The following is a 13,766-nucleotide window of genomic DNA, read 5'->3' as shown; positions in this document are numbered from 1 at the left end:
TGGAACTGAACGCTGTTCGAATTTCGCAAGACCGTGCGTGCGCGCAACACCTCAGGTCAGGGCGCGTCCCGCGGCACGTCCCTGGGCGTTGTGGGAGTTCAGGCTGCCTCGCGGCTGCGCGCAGCGATTTCCAGAGCTGCGAGCGCTTGGTCGATCACCTCGAGCCCCGCGCCCTTTCGGATGGCCTCGACGGTAAGGAGCCGGCGCCAGGCCCGCGCCCCGGGACGCCCGTGGAAGAGCCCCAGCATGTGCCGTGTCATCGCCGCCAGGGGCACACCCTCCGCCAGCCGCCGGGAGAGGTAGGGTCGGTAGCTCTCGACCGCCTCGAAAGGCCCCACCGCCTCCCCATCGCCGAACACCTGCGGATCCACGGCGCCGAGCACCTCGGGCGTATGATAGGCGGCCCGCCCGAGCATCACGCCGTCGACGTGCGCCAGGTGCTCCATCGCCGCGGGCAGGTCCGGCACGCCGCCGTTGATCGCGATGGTCAGGCCCGGCCGCTCCGCCTTCAGACGGTAGACCAGGGGATAGTCCAGCGGCGGGACGTCCCGGTTCTCCTTGGGCGACAGGCCCTTCAGCCAGGCCTTGCGCGCATGGACGATGAAGGTGTCGACCCCGGCCTTGGCGCAGAGATCGACCAGGGTGAAGAGGCTCTCCTCCGGATCCTGGTCGTCGACGCCGATGCGGCACTTCACGGTGGCCGGAACTTTCACCGCCGCGCCGATGGCGGCCATGCACTCGGCCACCAGGTCGGGCTCGCGCATCAGGCAGGCGCCGAAGCGTCCGCTCTGCACACGGTCGGACGGACAGCCGACGTTGAGGTTGATCTCGTCATAGCCTAAATCCTCGCCGATGCGCGCGGCGGCGGCGAGTTCGGCCGGATCGGAGCCGCCAAGCTGCAGGGCCACCGGATGCTCCACGGCGTCATAGCCCAGCAGCCGCTCGCGGTCTCCGTGCAGCACCGCGCCCGTCGTCACCATCTCGGTATAGAGCAGCGCCCGCCGCGACAGCGTCCGGTGGAAGGCGCGGCAATGCCGGTCCGTCCAGTCCATCATCGGAGCCACGGAGAAGCGGCCGGTGAAGGCTTGCGGCGGCGCGGTGTCGGATACGGCGTCCATCGGTTCCCGGGCGGTGGCGGAGCAGGCGTTGCGCCACTTATGCTCCGCGGGCGGTCACCGCAACCGCGTGCGCCCCTGGGCCGCGGCCGCCGTGTCGGTCCCCTAGGCCGGAACCTGCCCGCCCACGGCCTCGACGACCGGGGCCAGGCGGGCGTCGGCCTCGCCCTTGCGGACCTCGGCCTCGGCGAAGGAGGCGCTGGCGACGAGCGGCCGGCCGCAGAGCGATTGGATCTCACCGCCCACCCCGCCATAGGGCTGGCCGCTGCCCGAGACCCAGACCGCGGCCAGGGCCTTCGCCCTCTGGCCGGGGCCCCGGAGATAGGCCCGCATCGGGGCCGACAGGCGGCCGGCCCAGACCGGCCCCGCGACCACCAGGAGCCGATAGGCGGCAGGATCGCGGCCGGGCTCCAGGGCCGGGGTTCGCTTCAGCAGCGCGTGCCAGACCGCCTTCAGAGCGCCGCCGCCGCCGTTATAGGCCACCTTCGGCCGGATGGGCTCGAGGTCGGCGTTCAACTGCTCCGCCAGGCGGCGGGCCAGCAGTTCCGTCGCGCCGGAGCGCGAATAGTAGCTCACCAGCACATCGGCCACGGTCGATCTCCTCAAAGCCGCCGGCCCTCTCCTCGCACGGCCGGCGCGGCTCAGCGTTGACTTGGCGCAAGTCGCGCTCGCCGCCCTTAGCGAACGGGTCCGTGACGCCGGCGCCAGTGCAGGCCATGGGCGACGGCGAGCGCCAGGCCTCCGGACGTGTTGAGCACGATCTCCGCCTCGTGCGAGGGCCAGTGCAGGGCGGCCAGGACCATGGCGGCCAGCCCGGCCAGGGCGAGGCCGAGCAGGGGCCGGGCCGCCTTGCCGCGCAAGGCGAAGAGCGCCAGCGGCAGGGCCAGGGCGATCACCAGCAGATGGACCCATTCGGCCTCGGCCCAGGCGCCGAGGACGGGCAGGACGACGGAGAGCATCGGCAGGGCCAGGCAATGCACCAGGCACAGGCCGGAGAGCGTGATGGCGGCCGGGTCGGCCAGACGTGCGGTCGATTTCATCCAACGGGTCCTTCAGTCGGGCCCGACCTCTTGCATGTAATGTTATAATATAGCAACTCTCCCTCGGAGAACTCAGGAGGCTGCGTGACGCCCGATCGCCGCACTGCGCCCCGCCGGGCGCCGAAGAAATCCGCACTCCGGCCGGCGGCCCCGCCGACTCCCGCCCGGAGGCTTGACCGCAAGGGCGGCCGCGCCACGGATCGCAGCGTGTCTGTTGACCCCCATTCCGTCGAGCGCGCGGTCGCATGTTGATCCAGGTTGAGGCCCTGACCCACAGGATGGGCGGGCGGACGGTGCTCGACCTGCCCGCCTTCGCCATCGACCGCGGCGAGCACACCTTGCTGCTGGGCCCCTCCGGCAGCGGCAAGACCACCCTCATCAACATCCTGACCGGCCTGCGCACGCCCAGCGCCGGAGAGGTCCTGATCGACGGCCGGCCCATGTCGCGCCTGTCGGCCGCCGAGCGCGACGACCTGCGCCGCCGCACCATCGGCCTGGTCTTCCAGACCCTGCGCCTGGTCTCGGCCCTGACCGTCCGGCAGAACCTGTCGCTGGCCCAGCACCTGGCGCTTGGCCGGGACGACGCCGCCGAGGTGGAGCGCCTCATCGCCCGCGTCGGCCTCGCCCATCGCGCCGACGCGCGGCCGCGCCAGCTCAGCCAGGGAGAGGCGCAGCGGGCGGCCATCGCCCGCGCCCTGTGCGCCCGCCCCGCCCTGATCGTGGCCGACGAGCCGACCTCGGCCCTGGACGACGCCAACGCAGCGGCCATGGCCGACCTGCTGCTGGCCAGCGCGGAGTCCAATGGCGCGACCCTGCTGATCGCCACCCACGACAACCGGCTGCGCGGCCGCTTCCCCCGCACGCTGGAGCTCACGCCGCCGAAGGCCCTGGCCGCATGACGCTCGCCGGCCTCTCCCTCGCCTATCAGCGCGACCGGGCCCTGAACACGGCCCTGAACGTCCTGCTGCTGACGCTCGGCGTCGCCACCATGGTGATCCTGGTGCTGTTCTCGGCCCAGCTCGGCGAGCGGTTCGAGCGCGACGCCCGCGGCATCGACCTCGTCGTCGGGGCCAAGGGCTCGCCCCTGCAGCTCATCCTGTCGAGCATCTACCAGGTGGACGTTCCGACCGGGAACATCCCGCTCTCGACCGTGGAGACGCTGCGGTCCGATCCGACCATCGGCGCGGTCATACCGCTCGCCCAGGGCGACAGCTTCCGCGGCTTCCGCATCGTCGGGACCGAGCCCGCCTATGTCGAGCACTACGGCGGCGAGACGGCGCAGGGCCGCCTCTGGCAGGCGCCCTCCGAGGCGGTGCTGGGCGCGGAGGTGGCGCGACGCACGGGCGCGGGTCTGGGTCAGGCCTTCGTCGGCTCCCACGGCATGGCCGGCGACGGCCAGGCGCACCAGGAGACGCCCTTCCGCGTGGTCGGCGTCCTGGCGCCCACCGGGACGGTGCTCGACCGGCTGATCCTGACCTCGGTGGAGAGCGTCTGGGACGTCCACGGCATCGCCCACGCCGAGGCCGGCGGCCACGAGGAGGCGCACGAGCACGAGCATGCGGCGCCGGCGGCCAACGCCTCCATCCGCGGCGACCATGGCGAGGCCGAGGTCACGGCCATGCTGGTCAAGTACCGCTCGCCGCTCGCCGCGGTGCGCCTGCCCAACTTCATCAACCGCCAGACGGAGCTCCAGGCCGCCGCTCCGGCGGTCGAGACCGCCCGCCTGCTCTCGCTGGTGGGCGTCGGCGTCGACGCCGCCCGCGGCTTCGCCCTGCTGCTGATCCTGACCAGCGGCCTTTCCATCTTCGTGGCCCTCTACACCGCGCTTCGCCAGCGCGAGGCCGATATGGCGCTGCTGCGCGTCATGGGCGCGCGCCCCGTGGCGATCTTCGGCCAGATCCTCCTGGAGGGTCTCCTGCTGGCCGCCGCCGGCGCCTTGCTCGGGGTCGCCGTCGGCCACGGCGTGGTCGCCCTCGCCGCCGGCGCCTTCGACCAGCTCGGCGACCTCGGCCTGTCAGCCTTCGCCTTCGAGCCCGCGGAAGCCTGGATCGTCGCCGGCGCCCTCGCCATGGGCGCCCTCGCCGCCCTGATCCCGGCGGCCCGCGTCTTCGGCGTCGACATCGCCGACACCCTTCAACACGCAAGCTAGGGACCAAAGACGGGATGCGCCTCCTTCCCCTTCTCCTGACCGGCCTGACCCTCCTGGCCCTGGGCGGGCCGGCCGCCGCCCTGTCGCAGTCGACCCGGCCGGCCGCGCCGACCGAGAGCGTCTGGAAGCCGGCCGACACGCCCAAGGGCGGCGTGTCCTGGGCCACGCTCGAATCGACGAAGGAGATCACGCGCAAGGGCAAGGACGGCTACATCTATTCGAAGCCCGCCTTCTCGCCGGCCGTACAGGCTCTCCGCGGCAAGACGATCAAGGTCTCCGGCTACATGATGCCCCTGCAGAACGGAAAGGCGCAGACCCACTTCGTGCTGCTGGCTTATCCACCCGACTGCCCGTTTCACCTCAATCCTGCCCCGATGCAGTTCATCGAGGTGAAAACCAGCCGCCCCGTCGCTTTCGACTATGGCGTCAAGACGATCGAAGGCACCCTGCAGCTGGCGGGCGAGGACGAAGGCGGCGTCTTCTACCGGATCTATGACGGCCGCGCCCTCTAGGCCGGCCGGAGGAGGAATGACGATGCGCAGACTTCTGGTGATCACCCTTTCGGCGGCCGCGGTCGCCCCGACGGCGGCGCTGGCCTGCGCCGACTGCGACGGGGCCTCCTACGCGCCGAGCACCGCCTACATCCAGTACAGCGGCATGACCCCCGAACAGCAGCGCCAGGCCGACGCCGAGGCCCTGGCGGCCGACCAGGATCGGGCCATGGAGCAGGCGCGCCGCGCCTTCGTCACCCGTTTCGCCATCCAGGTGGAGCCTTCGCCCGAGGACCGGGCCGTCGACGCGCCCGGCGCCCTGACGCAGGTGGCCGAGGTCGCGCGGTAGGGCCGAGCCTCGCGCCGGCCGGGGCGGTCCCCGTCAGGCGGCTGCGGAGGCGGCGGCCGAAGCGCTCGCCTCGTTCTGCACGATGCAGCCGTACCAGCCGAGGCCCTTATAGGTTTCGTAGCCCGGCGTGAGGGCGTAGCCGACCGTGGCCGCCTCGGTCCGGTAGCTGCCCATGGCGCCGACGTCGCCCGGCAGGGCGAAGACCTCCGCCAGTTCTCCACGGCCATCCGACGCGGCCAGCACACGCCCGGCCGCATCCAGCAGCAGGACCCGCGAGCGCGCGCGTTCCTCCTCCGTCAGGCGCACCCCGTCGACCACGGCCTTCGCCTGGGGCCGCCAGTCGAAATGAATGCCGAGGACGCCCAGCACCTCGCCCTGCGCCTCGCCGCCCCGGCGGATGGCCGCGGCGTAGGTGGCCACGGGCGCGTTCGCCAGCAACTGTGAGCGCGCCACGTCGCAGGCCACGAACTCGTCCCCGGAGGCGGTCCGGCGCGCGCGCTCGAACCAGTCGACGCCCTTCACGGACGAACCGGACACCTGCGGGTAGGCCTGCGGACGGCCGTTGGCCACCACGCGTCCCTCCCGGTCGCAGATCCAGAGGTCGAGATAGACGGTGTAGGCGTCGAGGATGACCTTCAGCCGGTCGCTGGCGTGGCGGGAGGCCTCCGGCGAAGGATCGGCCACGCAGTCGACCACGGCCGAATCCGTCGCCCACCAGCGCACGTCGCAGGTGCGCTCATAGAGATTCCGGTCGATGATCTCGATGGCGTTGAGGGCCAGGTCGGCCAGTCTCTGTCCGCGCATGTGCGAGAGGATGGCGCCGCCCACGCCGGCCAGTTCGGCCAGGTCGGCCTGGACCTTGCTCTCCAGCGAGTGGGCCACCTCGTCGATTTCGGTCGAGATGCGCTTGAACTCCTCGGCGACGAGGGCGAACCCCTTGCCCGCCTCGCCCGCCCGCGCCGCGGTGATCAAGGCGTTGATCGCCAGCATCTTGGCCTCGCGGTTGATCAGCGAGATCTCGGCGATGCTGGCTCCGGCGACCTTCGAGAGCCGCTCGGAAAGCTCCAGGATCCGCTCGGGTACGAGCCCCTCTTGCCCGGACATCACGCGCCTCCCGAACGCGACTCACGACTTCCGCTGACGCGGTTCGCGATCATGACCGGTTTCAACTGCAACGACACCGAAAGACTGACCTCAACTTGGCGCCGTCCGGCGGGCGCCCCGGCCCGAGGCGTCCCGGCGCGGATTTGCGCAGACCCGCCGCGCCGTCTGCTCAGGAATCGCCCATGCGGACCGCGCCAAGGCGGCGCTCGATCAGCAGCAGGACGAGAATCACCGCGAAGCCGAAGGCGACCAGCAGTCCCGCCAGGGCGTGGGCCCGGCCCCATTCGAGGGATTCGACCAGGCGGTAGATCTCCGTGGAGACCACCGCCGTCTCTCCTGGAATGGCGCCCCCGATCATCAGCACCACGCCGAACTCGCCGACCGTGTGGGCGAAGGTCAGAATGGCGGCCGTGACATAGCCCGGGGCGGCGAGCGGCAGGGCGACGCGAAGGAACACAGAGACCGGTCCGGCCCCGAGGGTGCGGGCCGCCTCCAGAGGCTCGGCGCCGACGCCCATGAAGGCGTTGCGCAGGGGCTGCACGGCGAACGGCAGCGAATAGACCACCGAGCCGATCACCAGCCCCTCGAAGGTGAAGGCCAGCGTCCGCACGCCGAAGAGCTGCAACGGCGCCATCAGGGGACTGTCGGGCCCCATGGCGATCAGCAGGTAGAAGCCGAGCACGGTGGGCGGCAGCACGATGGGCAGGCCGACCAGGGCCCCGGCCACGCTGGCCCGCACCGAGCGGTCGCGCGCCAGCCACCAGGCGAGCGGCGTCGCCAGGACGAGCAGGACGATGGTGGTGAGCCCCGCCAGCCTGACGGTGAGCCAAAGAACCTCGGCCATGGTCCGCCGAGCTTAGCAAGCCGAGGCGGCGGCGGTCACCAGCGCAGAAGGCGCGCGCCGGCCAGGGCCCCCAGCAGGGCGGTCAGCAGCACGCCGGCCGTGTACCAGACCACCAGAAAGCTCACCGCCTGCTCGCCGCAGTGCAGGCCATAGGCGGTGGCCGCCAGGCCGCCGGCGAACAGGCCCGCCGCCGCGCCGGCCAGGGCGGGGCTGAGGGGGGCGAAGCGGCGCGCGGCCAGCAGGGCCGGGGGCAGCACCAGCAGGCCGAGGCCTGCGATGCGCCAGGGACAGACGCTGGCGGTGGAGCCCATCAGGGTTCCCATCCGCGCCTCCGCCGGCAGCGGGGCCAGTTCGAGGATCGCCGCCGCGACCGCCGCGAGCGCCAGGAGCGTCAGGGCGAGCGCCGGGGCGCGGACTGCCGCCCCGGGCCGACCCAGCCGGTCGAGCAGCCAGAACCCCACCGCGGCGAGCATCACGGTGTAGCCCGCCTTTCCTGCGAAGGAGGCGAGGCCCGTCGCTTCGGCGAGGTCCGGACGCGGGCCCATCAGCCAGAGCGTCGCGGCGACGGCGGCCGCCGTCCCGGCCAGGGCGAAGGCGAGCACGCGCCGGTCCGGCGCGGCGCGCGCCGCCGGCTCCAGCGCCAGGGCCTCGATCAGGTCGTCAGTCTTCATCGGCGGCCACCCGGGCGGTCAGGGACTTCATCGTTCGGTGCAGCGCGACCTTGGCCGCGCCTTCGCTGTAGCCATGGCGCTGCGCCGCTTCGGCCACGCTCATGCCCTTGAGCTTCACGTCCTCCAGCAGGGCCCTCTGGCGCGCCGGCAGAGGCGCCAGCAGCCGGTCGAGATCGCCGCGGGCGAGGCCCGCCTCGGGGTCCGCCTCGTCGAACAGCACGCCGGCTTCCTCGAGAGGCACGTGCCGGCGCACGCCGCGGCGGCGCAGATGGTCGATCAGTTTGTAGCGGGCGACGGCGTAGAGCCAGGGCGCGAAGGCCAGCCGGGCGTCGTAGGTTTCGCGCTTGGTATGAACCGCGATGAGCGTCTCCTGCACCAGATCCTCGGCTTCGGCCGGCTCGTGCAGGCGCCGGGCGAAGTACCGCCTCAGGCGCGGGGAGATCTCGGCCAACAGACGGCGATAGGCGCCGGCGTCGCCCGCCAGGGCCTGCGCCATCCACCGGTGCAGTTGCTGGTCGATCTCGTCCACGCCTCTCTCGCCCCGGGTTCGCGCGTGCGGCGGCAAGGGTTACATCGCCGCCCGGCCTGCGGTGCAGAAAAAATCCGCCGGCTTGGCCGTAACCGCTCCGCGCGCCGCTGCGAAAGGTTGAGGACCCGGCGTTCACGGCCGGGCCTCAAGAGAAGGATCGCCCCATGACCTCCACCAAGACCCTGGCCGCCGGCGCCGCCCTGCTCGCCGTCTCCGGCGCCGCCGCCCTGGCCCACGCCGAGGAAGGCAAGATGGCCAAGACCGACGGCGCCAAGGAGAAGTGCTACGGCGTCGCCCTGGCGGGCCAGAACGACTGCGCCGCCGGTCCCGGCACGAGCTGCGCCGGCACGTCCAAGGTCGACTATCAGGGGAACGCCTGGAAGCTGGTGCCCAAGGGCACCTGCACCTCCATCAAGACGCCCAAGGGCGAAGGCTCCCTGACGCCGAAGGCGGCCTGAGGCCATGGCCGCCCGCCCCGAGCTCTCCGCAGGCCTCGGCCTGAAGCCGCAGCACTTCGCCGAGGCCCTGGCGGCCGAGGCGCCGGGCCTGTGGTTCGAGGTCCATGCGGAGAACTACATGGTGGAGGGCGGCCCCCGCCTGGCCTGGCTGGAGGCGATCGCCGAGCGTCATCCGCTCTCGCTGCACGGGGTCGGTCTGTCGCTCGCCGGCGCAGAACCGCCGGACGCCGCGCACCTCGAACGGCTGCGCGCGCTTTGCGATCGCTTCGCCCCGGCCCTGGTCTCGGAGCACCTGGCCTGGTCGCGCGCCGGCGGCGCCTACATGCCCGATCTCCTGCCCTTCCCCCGGACGCGCGAAGCGCTGGCGATCGTCTGCGCTCATGTGGACCGGCTGCAGCAGGCGTTGGGGCGGAACGTGCTGATCGAGAACCCGGCCCTCTACGCGCCGCTCCCGGGCCACGAGCTCACCGAACCCGACTTCCTCGCCGAGCTTGTGGCGCGCACCGGCTGCGGCCTGCTGCTCGACCTGAACAACGTCCATGTTAGCGCCAGCAATCTCGGCTTCTCCGCGCGCGCCTATCTGGACGCCCTGCCGCTCGATGCGGTGGGAGAGATCCACCTGGCCGGCCATGCCGAGGACGCCGGGCGCTCGGGCCTGCTCATCGACGACCATGGCGCTCCGGTCTGCGAGGCGGTCTGGGCGCTCTGTTCCGCCCTTCTCGATCGCACGGGACCTCGGCCGACCCTGATCGAGCGCGACAACAATCCGCCGTCCTTCGCAGAGCTGATGGCCGAGCGCGATCGCGCCGCCCGGCTGCTGGACCAGGCGAAGCGCCCCCTCGCCGCCCATGTCTGACCTCGCCCGCTTCCAGGCGCGCTTCGCCCGCGCCCTGCTCGACCCCGAGGACGACGGCGCCGGGCTCGGTCTTGGACCGGCGCTGGCCGTCTATCGCAACAATGTCGCCGCCGCCGGCGTCGAGGCCCTGGCCGCCGCCTTCCCGACCGTGCGCCAGATGGTGGGCGAGGACTGGTTCGACGCCGCCGCCCTCGCCTTCCTGCGCGAGCGGCCGCCAGAAGACCCCCGCCTGAGCGCCTATGGCGGCGACTTCCCCGACTGGCTCGCCGCCTTCCCGCCGGCGCGGGACCTGCCCTATCTCGCCCCGGTGGCGCGGCTCGACCGCGCCTGGCTGGAGGCGCACCTGGCCGCAGGGCCGCAGAGCCCGCCCGCGGCCCTGCGGCCGCCGGCCGATCTCTCCGCCCATCGCGGAACGCTTCACCCGACGCTGCGCCTCTTTCGCTTCTCCACGAGCGTGCCAAGCCTCTGGCTGGCTCATCGGTTTCCGGCGGACACGCCTGGGGACCTGGCCTTCGTCGCCGCCGACGAGCCGCTCGCCATCTGGCGGCCGCAGCACGAAGTCCGCGCCCGCAAGCTCGATCCGCAGGCCTATGCCTTCCTGGCCGCCTGCCGCGACGGCCGATCCCTGGCGGCCGCTCGCGCCGCCGCGCTCGCCGCCGGACCGCCCGGCCCCGCCCTCGCCCTGGCCGAGACCCTCTCCGCCGAGGGGCTCCTCATCGGCTTCACCCCCCTGGATCCTCGCCCATGAGCCGCAATCGACTGAACCGCCTCACGGCCGGCCTCGCCCGGGCGCTGGAACGCCTCGCGCCGCTCGCGCTGCTGACGCTTGCGGCGCGGGTGTCGCTGGCGGCGATCTTCTTCCTATCCGGCCGGACCAAGGTTGACGGCCTCTTCACCATCAAGGACACGACCTACTACCTCTTCGCCGAGGAATACCGCCTGCCGCTCGTCCCCGCCGACATCGCCGCCGTGGCGGCGGCCGCGGCGGAACACGTCTTCCCGGTCCTGCTGATCCTGGGCCTGTTCACGCGGATCTCCGCCCTGGCCCTCCTGGGGATGACCCTGGTGATCCAGCTGTTCGTCTATCCCGACGCTTGGCCGACCCATCTGTCCTGGGCCACACTGATGCTCGTTCTGCTCCGCTTCGGAGCCGGACCCATATCGATCGACCGGCTCCTGGGCGTTCGCTGAGCCTGAGAGGGCCGGCGCCAGGGAGACCGACATGCGCGCCGCCGCACTCACCGTCCTCGCCGCCCTTTCGCTCGCCGCCTGTTCGCCCGGCAGTTCCTCGCCCCTGGTCGGCTTCGGCCAGGACCCCGAGTTGCCCGAGCCGGAGAAGGACCTGCTGCCGCGCGTGAACCCGGCCAAGGCGGTGGGCTGGCCGGACGGCGCCGCGCCCGTCGCGCCGGAAGGCTTCACCGTCACCCGCTTCGCCGGCGACCTCGCCCACCCGCGCTGGCTGCTCGTCCTGCCCAACGGCGACGTCCTGGTCTCGGAGGCCAGTTCAGAACCCAAAGAGCCGGAAGGCTTCATGGACTGGTTCGCCCAGAAGGTGCAGGCCCGCGCCGGCGCCCTGAAGCCCAGCCCCGATCAGATCGTGCTGCTGCGCGACGCCGACGGCGACGGCGTGGCCGAACTCCGCCAGGTGTTCGCCGAGGGGCTGAACCGGCCCCAGGGCATGGCCCTGATGGACGGCATGCTCTACATCGCCAACACCGACGCCCTGGTCCGCGCGCCCTATGCCGACGGGCAGATGCGCTTGGAGGGCGAGCCGGAAAAGGTCGTCGACCTGCCGGCTGGCCCCATCAACCACCACTGGGTGAAGAACGTCGTCGCCGACCCCGCCGGAGCACGGCTGTTCGTCACCAGCGGCTCCAACAGCAACATCGCCGAGAACGGCATGGAGGCCGAGGAGAACCGCGCCGCCATCCTCGCCGTGGACCCGGCCGCCAAGACCTACAGCCTCTACGCCTCAGGCCTGCGCAATCCGAACGGCATGGCCTTCGAACCCGTCACCGGCGCCCTTTGGACGGCGGTGAACGAGCGCGACATGCTGGGCGACGACCTGGTCCCCGACTACATGACGAGCGTGCGCCAGGGCGGCTTCTACGGCTGGCCCTACAGCTATTTCGGCGACCATGTGGACGAGCGGGTGAAGCCGCAGCGGCCTGACCTCGTCGCGACCGCCATCAAGCCGGACTATGCGCTGGGTCCCCACACCGCGTCGCTGGGCCTGACCTTCTACACCGCGCAGGCCTTCCCGGCGGCCTATCGCGGCGGCGCCTTCGTGGGCCAGCACGGGTCCTGGAACCGGGCGCCGCTGAACGGCTATCGCGTGGTCTTCGTGCCCTTCGCCGGCGGCAGGCCCAGCGGCGAGGCGCAGGTCTTCCTCGACGGCTTCCTGAACGCGGACGGAGAAGCCATGGGCCGGCCGGTCGACGTGCAGGTGGACCGGGCCGGCGCCCTGCTGGTCACCGACGACGCCGGCGGGGCGGTCTGGCGCGTCGCCGCCGCCCCGGCGGCTCAGGCCGCGGAGCGGTAGCCGCCGCGGGCCGCCGCGGCGGCCGCCGGCGCCTGGCCGGTGCGGAAGCGGGCGACCAGTGCGTTGAGCTGGTCGGTTTCCTTGCGAAGGGAATGGGCGGCGGCCGTGGCCTGCTCCACCATGGCGGCGTTGCGCTGCGTCACGCCGTCCATCTGGCCGACGGCGGAGTTCACCTCGCTGAGCGCCCGCGACTGCTCCTCGGCCGAGGCGGCGATCTCGGCCACGCTGCGGTCGATCTCCACGACGCGGTCGACGATGCGGCGCAGGGCGTCGCCCGTCTCGGCCACCAGGGCGACGCCGGACTGCACCTGACCAGCGCTCTGGGTGATCAGGTTGCGGATTTCCTTGGCGGCCTCCGACGAACGCTGGGCGAGGGCGCGCACTTCCGAGGCGACGACGGCGAAGCCGCGGCCGGCCTCGCCCGCGCGGGCGGCTTCGACGCCGGCGTTGAGCGCCAGCAGGTTGGTCTGGAAGGCGATCTCGTCGATCACGCCGATGATCTGGCCGATCTGCTTGGACGAGCCGTCGATCTCGCCCATGGCGGCCACGGCGCGGTCGACGACCTCGCCGGAACGCACCGCCTCGCCCTTGGCCGCATCGACCATGGAGGCGGTGTCCCGGGCGCCGCTGGCGGCCTTGCGGACGCTCTCGGTGAGTTCGTGCAGGGCCGCGGCGGTCTCTTCGAGGCTGGCCGCCTGCTGCTCGGTGCGGCGGGACAGGTCGTCGGAGGCGGCGGAGATCTCGTCGGCGCCCGTGCGGATGCCGCCGGTGGATTCCGCCACCGCCAGCATCGCCGTCCGCAGCCGCTCCACGGCGGTGTTGAAGTCGGACTTCACCCCTTCGAACTGGGGCGCCAGGGGCGCGCTCAGCGGCCGCGTCAGGTCGCCCTCGGCGAGCTGGCCGAGCGCCTCGGCCAGGGCCGTCATGGCGGCGGTCTGCTGCTCTTCGGTCTGACGGCGGGCCGCCTCGGCTTCCTGCCGCTGGGCCTCGAGCGTGTCGAGATAGATGGAGATGGCGAGGTCCATGTCGAGCATGGTCGCCTTCATCAGGGCCGAGAGCGCCTCGGACACCTCCTCGGGACGGGTGCGGCGCGTAAGCGTCGGCCACTGCTTGCGGACGGCCGCGTGGATCAGCTGCTCCAGGACGAGGGCGTAGCCGCCGATGTACCAGCGCGGCTCCAGACCGAGCCGGGCGTGAGTCTCGCCGATCGCGCGCACGCCGCGGGCGTATTCGTCGCCGAACTGGCCCTCGGAGATCACGCCCCAGTGGCGCGCCTGCCGGCTCTGGGCGCCGGACATGTGTCTGTCGTCCTTGAAGAACCGCTTCACTTCCGGGGTCTGGCGGACCTTGCCGTAGAAGACGTCGAGGGCCGGGCCGATGGCCTCGGAAACGAAGCCCCCCAGTCCGCGAAGGGTCTTGAGCGCCTTGGCGTCCAGGCCGATGAAATCCAGACGCTGCTGCATTTGTGAAGATTGATTGGCCATGGCGGGCTCCCCCCTGTCCATCTGGCCTATCACCGTTCGACGAAAGTTCGCGCAGCTGGCCGTTCGACCAGGGAAATGCTCCCGCCATCTCTAAAGATGGCTTAACCGTGTGGGGTTGCAGGCCACGCGCTATG

General features: G+C 72.1%; 17 protein-coding genes. 9 read left to right on the top strand and 8 right to left on the bottom strand.

The genetic code is table 11. The features are described from left to right. Positions 1-98: 98 nt before the first annotated feature. From dusA to H2041_RS14860, 3 genes are all read right to left on the bottom strand, one after another. Complete coding sequence (gene dusA, locus H2041_RS14870; protein WP_293413948.1) at positions 99-1,118, bottom strand: tRNA dihydrouridine(20/20a) synthase DusA; 1,020 nt, start codon at positions 1,116-1,118, stop codon at positions 99-101. 102 nt (positions 1,119-1,220) lie between these two features. After that, the gene (locus H2041_RS14865; RefSeq protein ID WP_293413946.1) at positions 1,221-1,706 is read right to left on the bottom strand and encodes a hypothetical protein; all 486 of its coding nucleotides are present in this window, start codon (positions 1,704-1,706) and stop codon (positions 1,221-1,223) included. A gap of 86 nt (positions 1,707-1,792) precedes the next feature. Then, positions 1,793-2,155 carry a MerC domain-containing protein gene (locus tag H2041_RS14860; protein WP_293413944.1) on the bottom strand — a complete coding sequence of 121 codons (363 nt, stop codon included), beginning with the start codon at positions 2,153-2,155 and terminating at the stop codon, positions 1,793-1,795. A gap of 245 nt (positions 2,156-2,400) precedes the next feature. Here H2041_RS14860 and H2041_RS14855 point away from each other — a divergent pair, with 245 nt between their 5' ends. The 4 genes from H2041_RS14855 to H2041_RS14840 are packed head-to-tail and all read left to right on the top strand — an operon-like array spanning position 2,401 to position 5,144. Beyond that, on the top strand, positions 2,401-3,054 hold the full coding sequence (locus H2041_RS14855; protein ID WP_293413942.1) for an ABC transporter ATP-binding protein: 654 nt from the start codon (positions 2,401-2,403) through the stop codon (positions 3,052-3,054). Then, on the top strand, positions 3,051-4,304 hold the full coding sequence (locus tag H2041_RS14850; RefSeq protein ID WP_293413940.1) for an ABC transporter permease: 1,254 nt from the start codon (positions 3,051-3,053) through the stop codon (positions 4,302-4,304). The genes H2041_RS14855 and H2041_RS14850 overlap by 4 nt, the downstream gene beginning before the upstream one ends. A gap of 14 nt (positions 4,305-4,318) precedes the next feature. Continuing rightward, positions 4,319-4,816: a DUF3299 domain-containing protein gene (locus H2041_RS14845; RefSeq protein ID WP_293413938.1), complete on the top strand. Its 498-nt coding sequence runs from the start codon at positions 4,319-4,321 to the stop codon at positions 4,814-4,816. Between the two features lie 22 nt (positions 4,817-4,838). Next, the gene (locus H2041_RS14840) at positions 4,839-5,144 is read left to right on the top strand and encodes a hypothetical protein (protein WP_293413936.1); all 306 of its coding nucleotides are present in this window, start codon (positions 4,839-4,841) and stop codon (positions 5,142-5,144) included. Between the two features lie 33 nt (positions 5,145-5,177). On the opposite strand, the gene H2041_RS14835 is transcribed toward H2041_RS14840, so the two are convergent. From H2041_RS14835 to H2041_RS14820, 4 genes are all read right to left on the bottom strand, one after another. After that, positions 5,178-6,248, bottom strand: a complete 1,071-nt coding sequence (locus H2041_RS14835; RefSeq protein WP_293413934.1) for a methyl-accepting chemotaxis protein — start codon at positions 6,246-6,248, stop codon at positions 5,178-5,180. Between the two features lie 169 nt (positions 6,249-6,417). Then, positions 6,418-7,092 (bottom strand): molybdate ABC transporter permease subunit, encoded by a 675-nt coding sequence (gene modB / locus H2041_RS14830; protein ID WP_293413932.1) that lies wholly within the window; start codon positions 7,090-7,092, stop codon positions 6,418-6,420. A gap of 35 nt (positions 7,093-7,127) precedes the next feature. Beyond that, positions 7,128-7,763, bottom strand: coding sequence for an NrsF family protein (locus H2041_RS14825; RefSeq protein WP_293413930.1), 636 nt, complete (start codon positions 7,761-7,763; stop codon positions 7,128-7,130). Then, positions 7,753-8,292: a sigma-70 family RNA polymerase sigma factor gene (locus tag H2041_RS14820; RefSeq protein WP_293413928.1), complete on the bottom strand. Its 540-nt coding sequence runs from the start codon at positions 8,290-8,292 to the stop codon at positions 7,753-7,755. Before H2041_RS14820 ends, H2041_RS14825 begins: the two co-directional genes overlap by 11 nt. Positions 8,293-8,456: 164 nt before the next feature. Between H2041_RS14820 and H2041_RS14815 the strand changes: the two genes are divergently transcribed. Genes H2041_RS14815 through H2041_RS14795 form a run of 5 tightly spaced genes read left to right on the top strand, consistent with a single transcriptional unit; the run spans position 8,457 to position 12,148 of the window. After that, the gene (locus tag H2041_RS14815; protein ID WP_293413926.1) at positions 8,457-8,750 is read left to right on the top strand and encodes a DUF2282 domain-containing protein; all 294 of its coding nucleotides are present in this window, start codon (positions 8,457-8,459) and stop codon (positions 8,748-8,750) included. A 4-nt stretch (positions 8,751-8,754) separates the two neighbouring features. After that, the gene (locus tag H2041_RS14810) at positions 8,755-9,606 is read left to right on the top strand and encodes a DUF692 domain-containing protein (RefSeq protein ID WP_293413924.1); all 852 of its coding nucleotides are present in this window, start codon (positions 8,755-8,757) and stop codon (positions 9,604-9,606) included. Continuing rightward, the gene (locus H2041_RS14805) at positions 9,599-10,354 is read left to right on the top strand and encodes a putative DNA-binding domain-containing protein (protein ID WP_293413922.1); all 756 of its coding nucleotides are present in this window, start codon (positions 9,599-9,601) and stop codon (positions 10,352-10,354) included. The genes H2041_RS14810 and H2041_RS14805 overlap by 8 nt, the downstream gene beginning before the upstream one ends. Continuing rightward, positions 10,351-10,797, top strand: coding sequence for a DoxX family protein (locus H2041_RS14800; RefSeq protein WP_293413920.1), 447 nt, complete (start codon positions 10,351-10,353; stop codon positions 10,795-10,797). The genes H2041_RS14805 and H2041_RS14800 overlap by 4 nt, the downstream gene beginning before the upstream one ends. Positions 10,798-10,828: 31 nt before the next feature. Further along, the gene (locus H2041_RS14795; RefSeq protein WP_293413918.1) at positions 10,829-12,148 is read left to right on the top strand and encodes a sorbosone dehydrogenase family protein; all 1,320 of its coding nucleotides are present in this window, start codon (positions 10,829-10,831) and stop codon (positions 12,146-12,148) included. Here H2041_RS14795 and H2041_RS14790 read toward each other — a convergent pair. Then, positions 12,130-13,632: a globin-coupled sensor protein gene (locus H2041_RS14790; RefSeq protein WP_293413916.1), complete on the bottom strand. Its 1,503-nt coding sequence runs from the start codon at positions 13,630-13,632 to the stop codon at positions 12,130-12,132. The genes H2041_RS14795 and H2041_RS14790 overlap by 19 nt on opposite strands. Positions 13,633-13,766 lie beyond the last annotated feature (134 nt).

Source organism: Phenylobacterium sp. (assembly GCF_013911965.1).
In the GTDB taxonomy this organism is placed as follows: domain Bacteria; phylum Pseudomonadota; class Alphaproteobacteria; order Caulobacterales; family Caulobacteraceae; genus Phenylobacterium.
The sequence above is the reverse complement of the archived record's forward strand: the minus strand, read 5'-3'. Positions and strand labels throughout refer to the sequence as shown.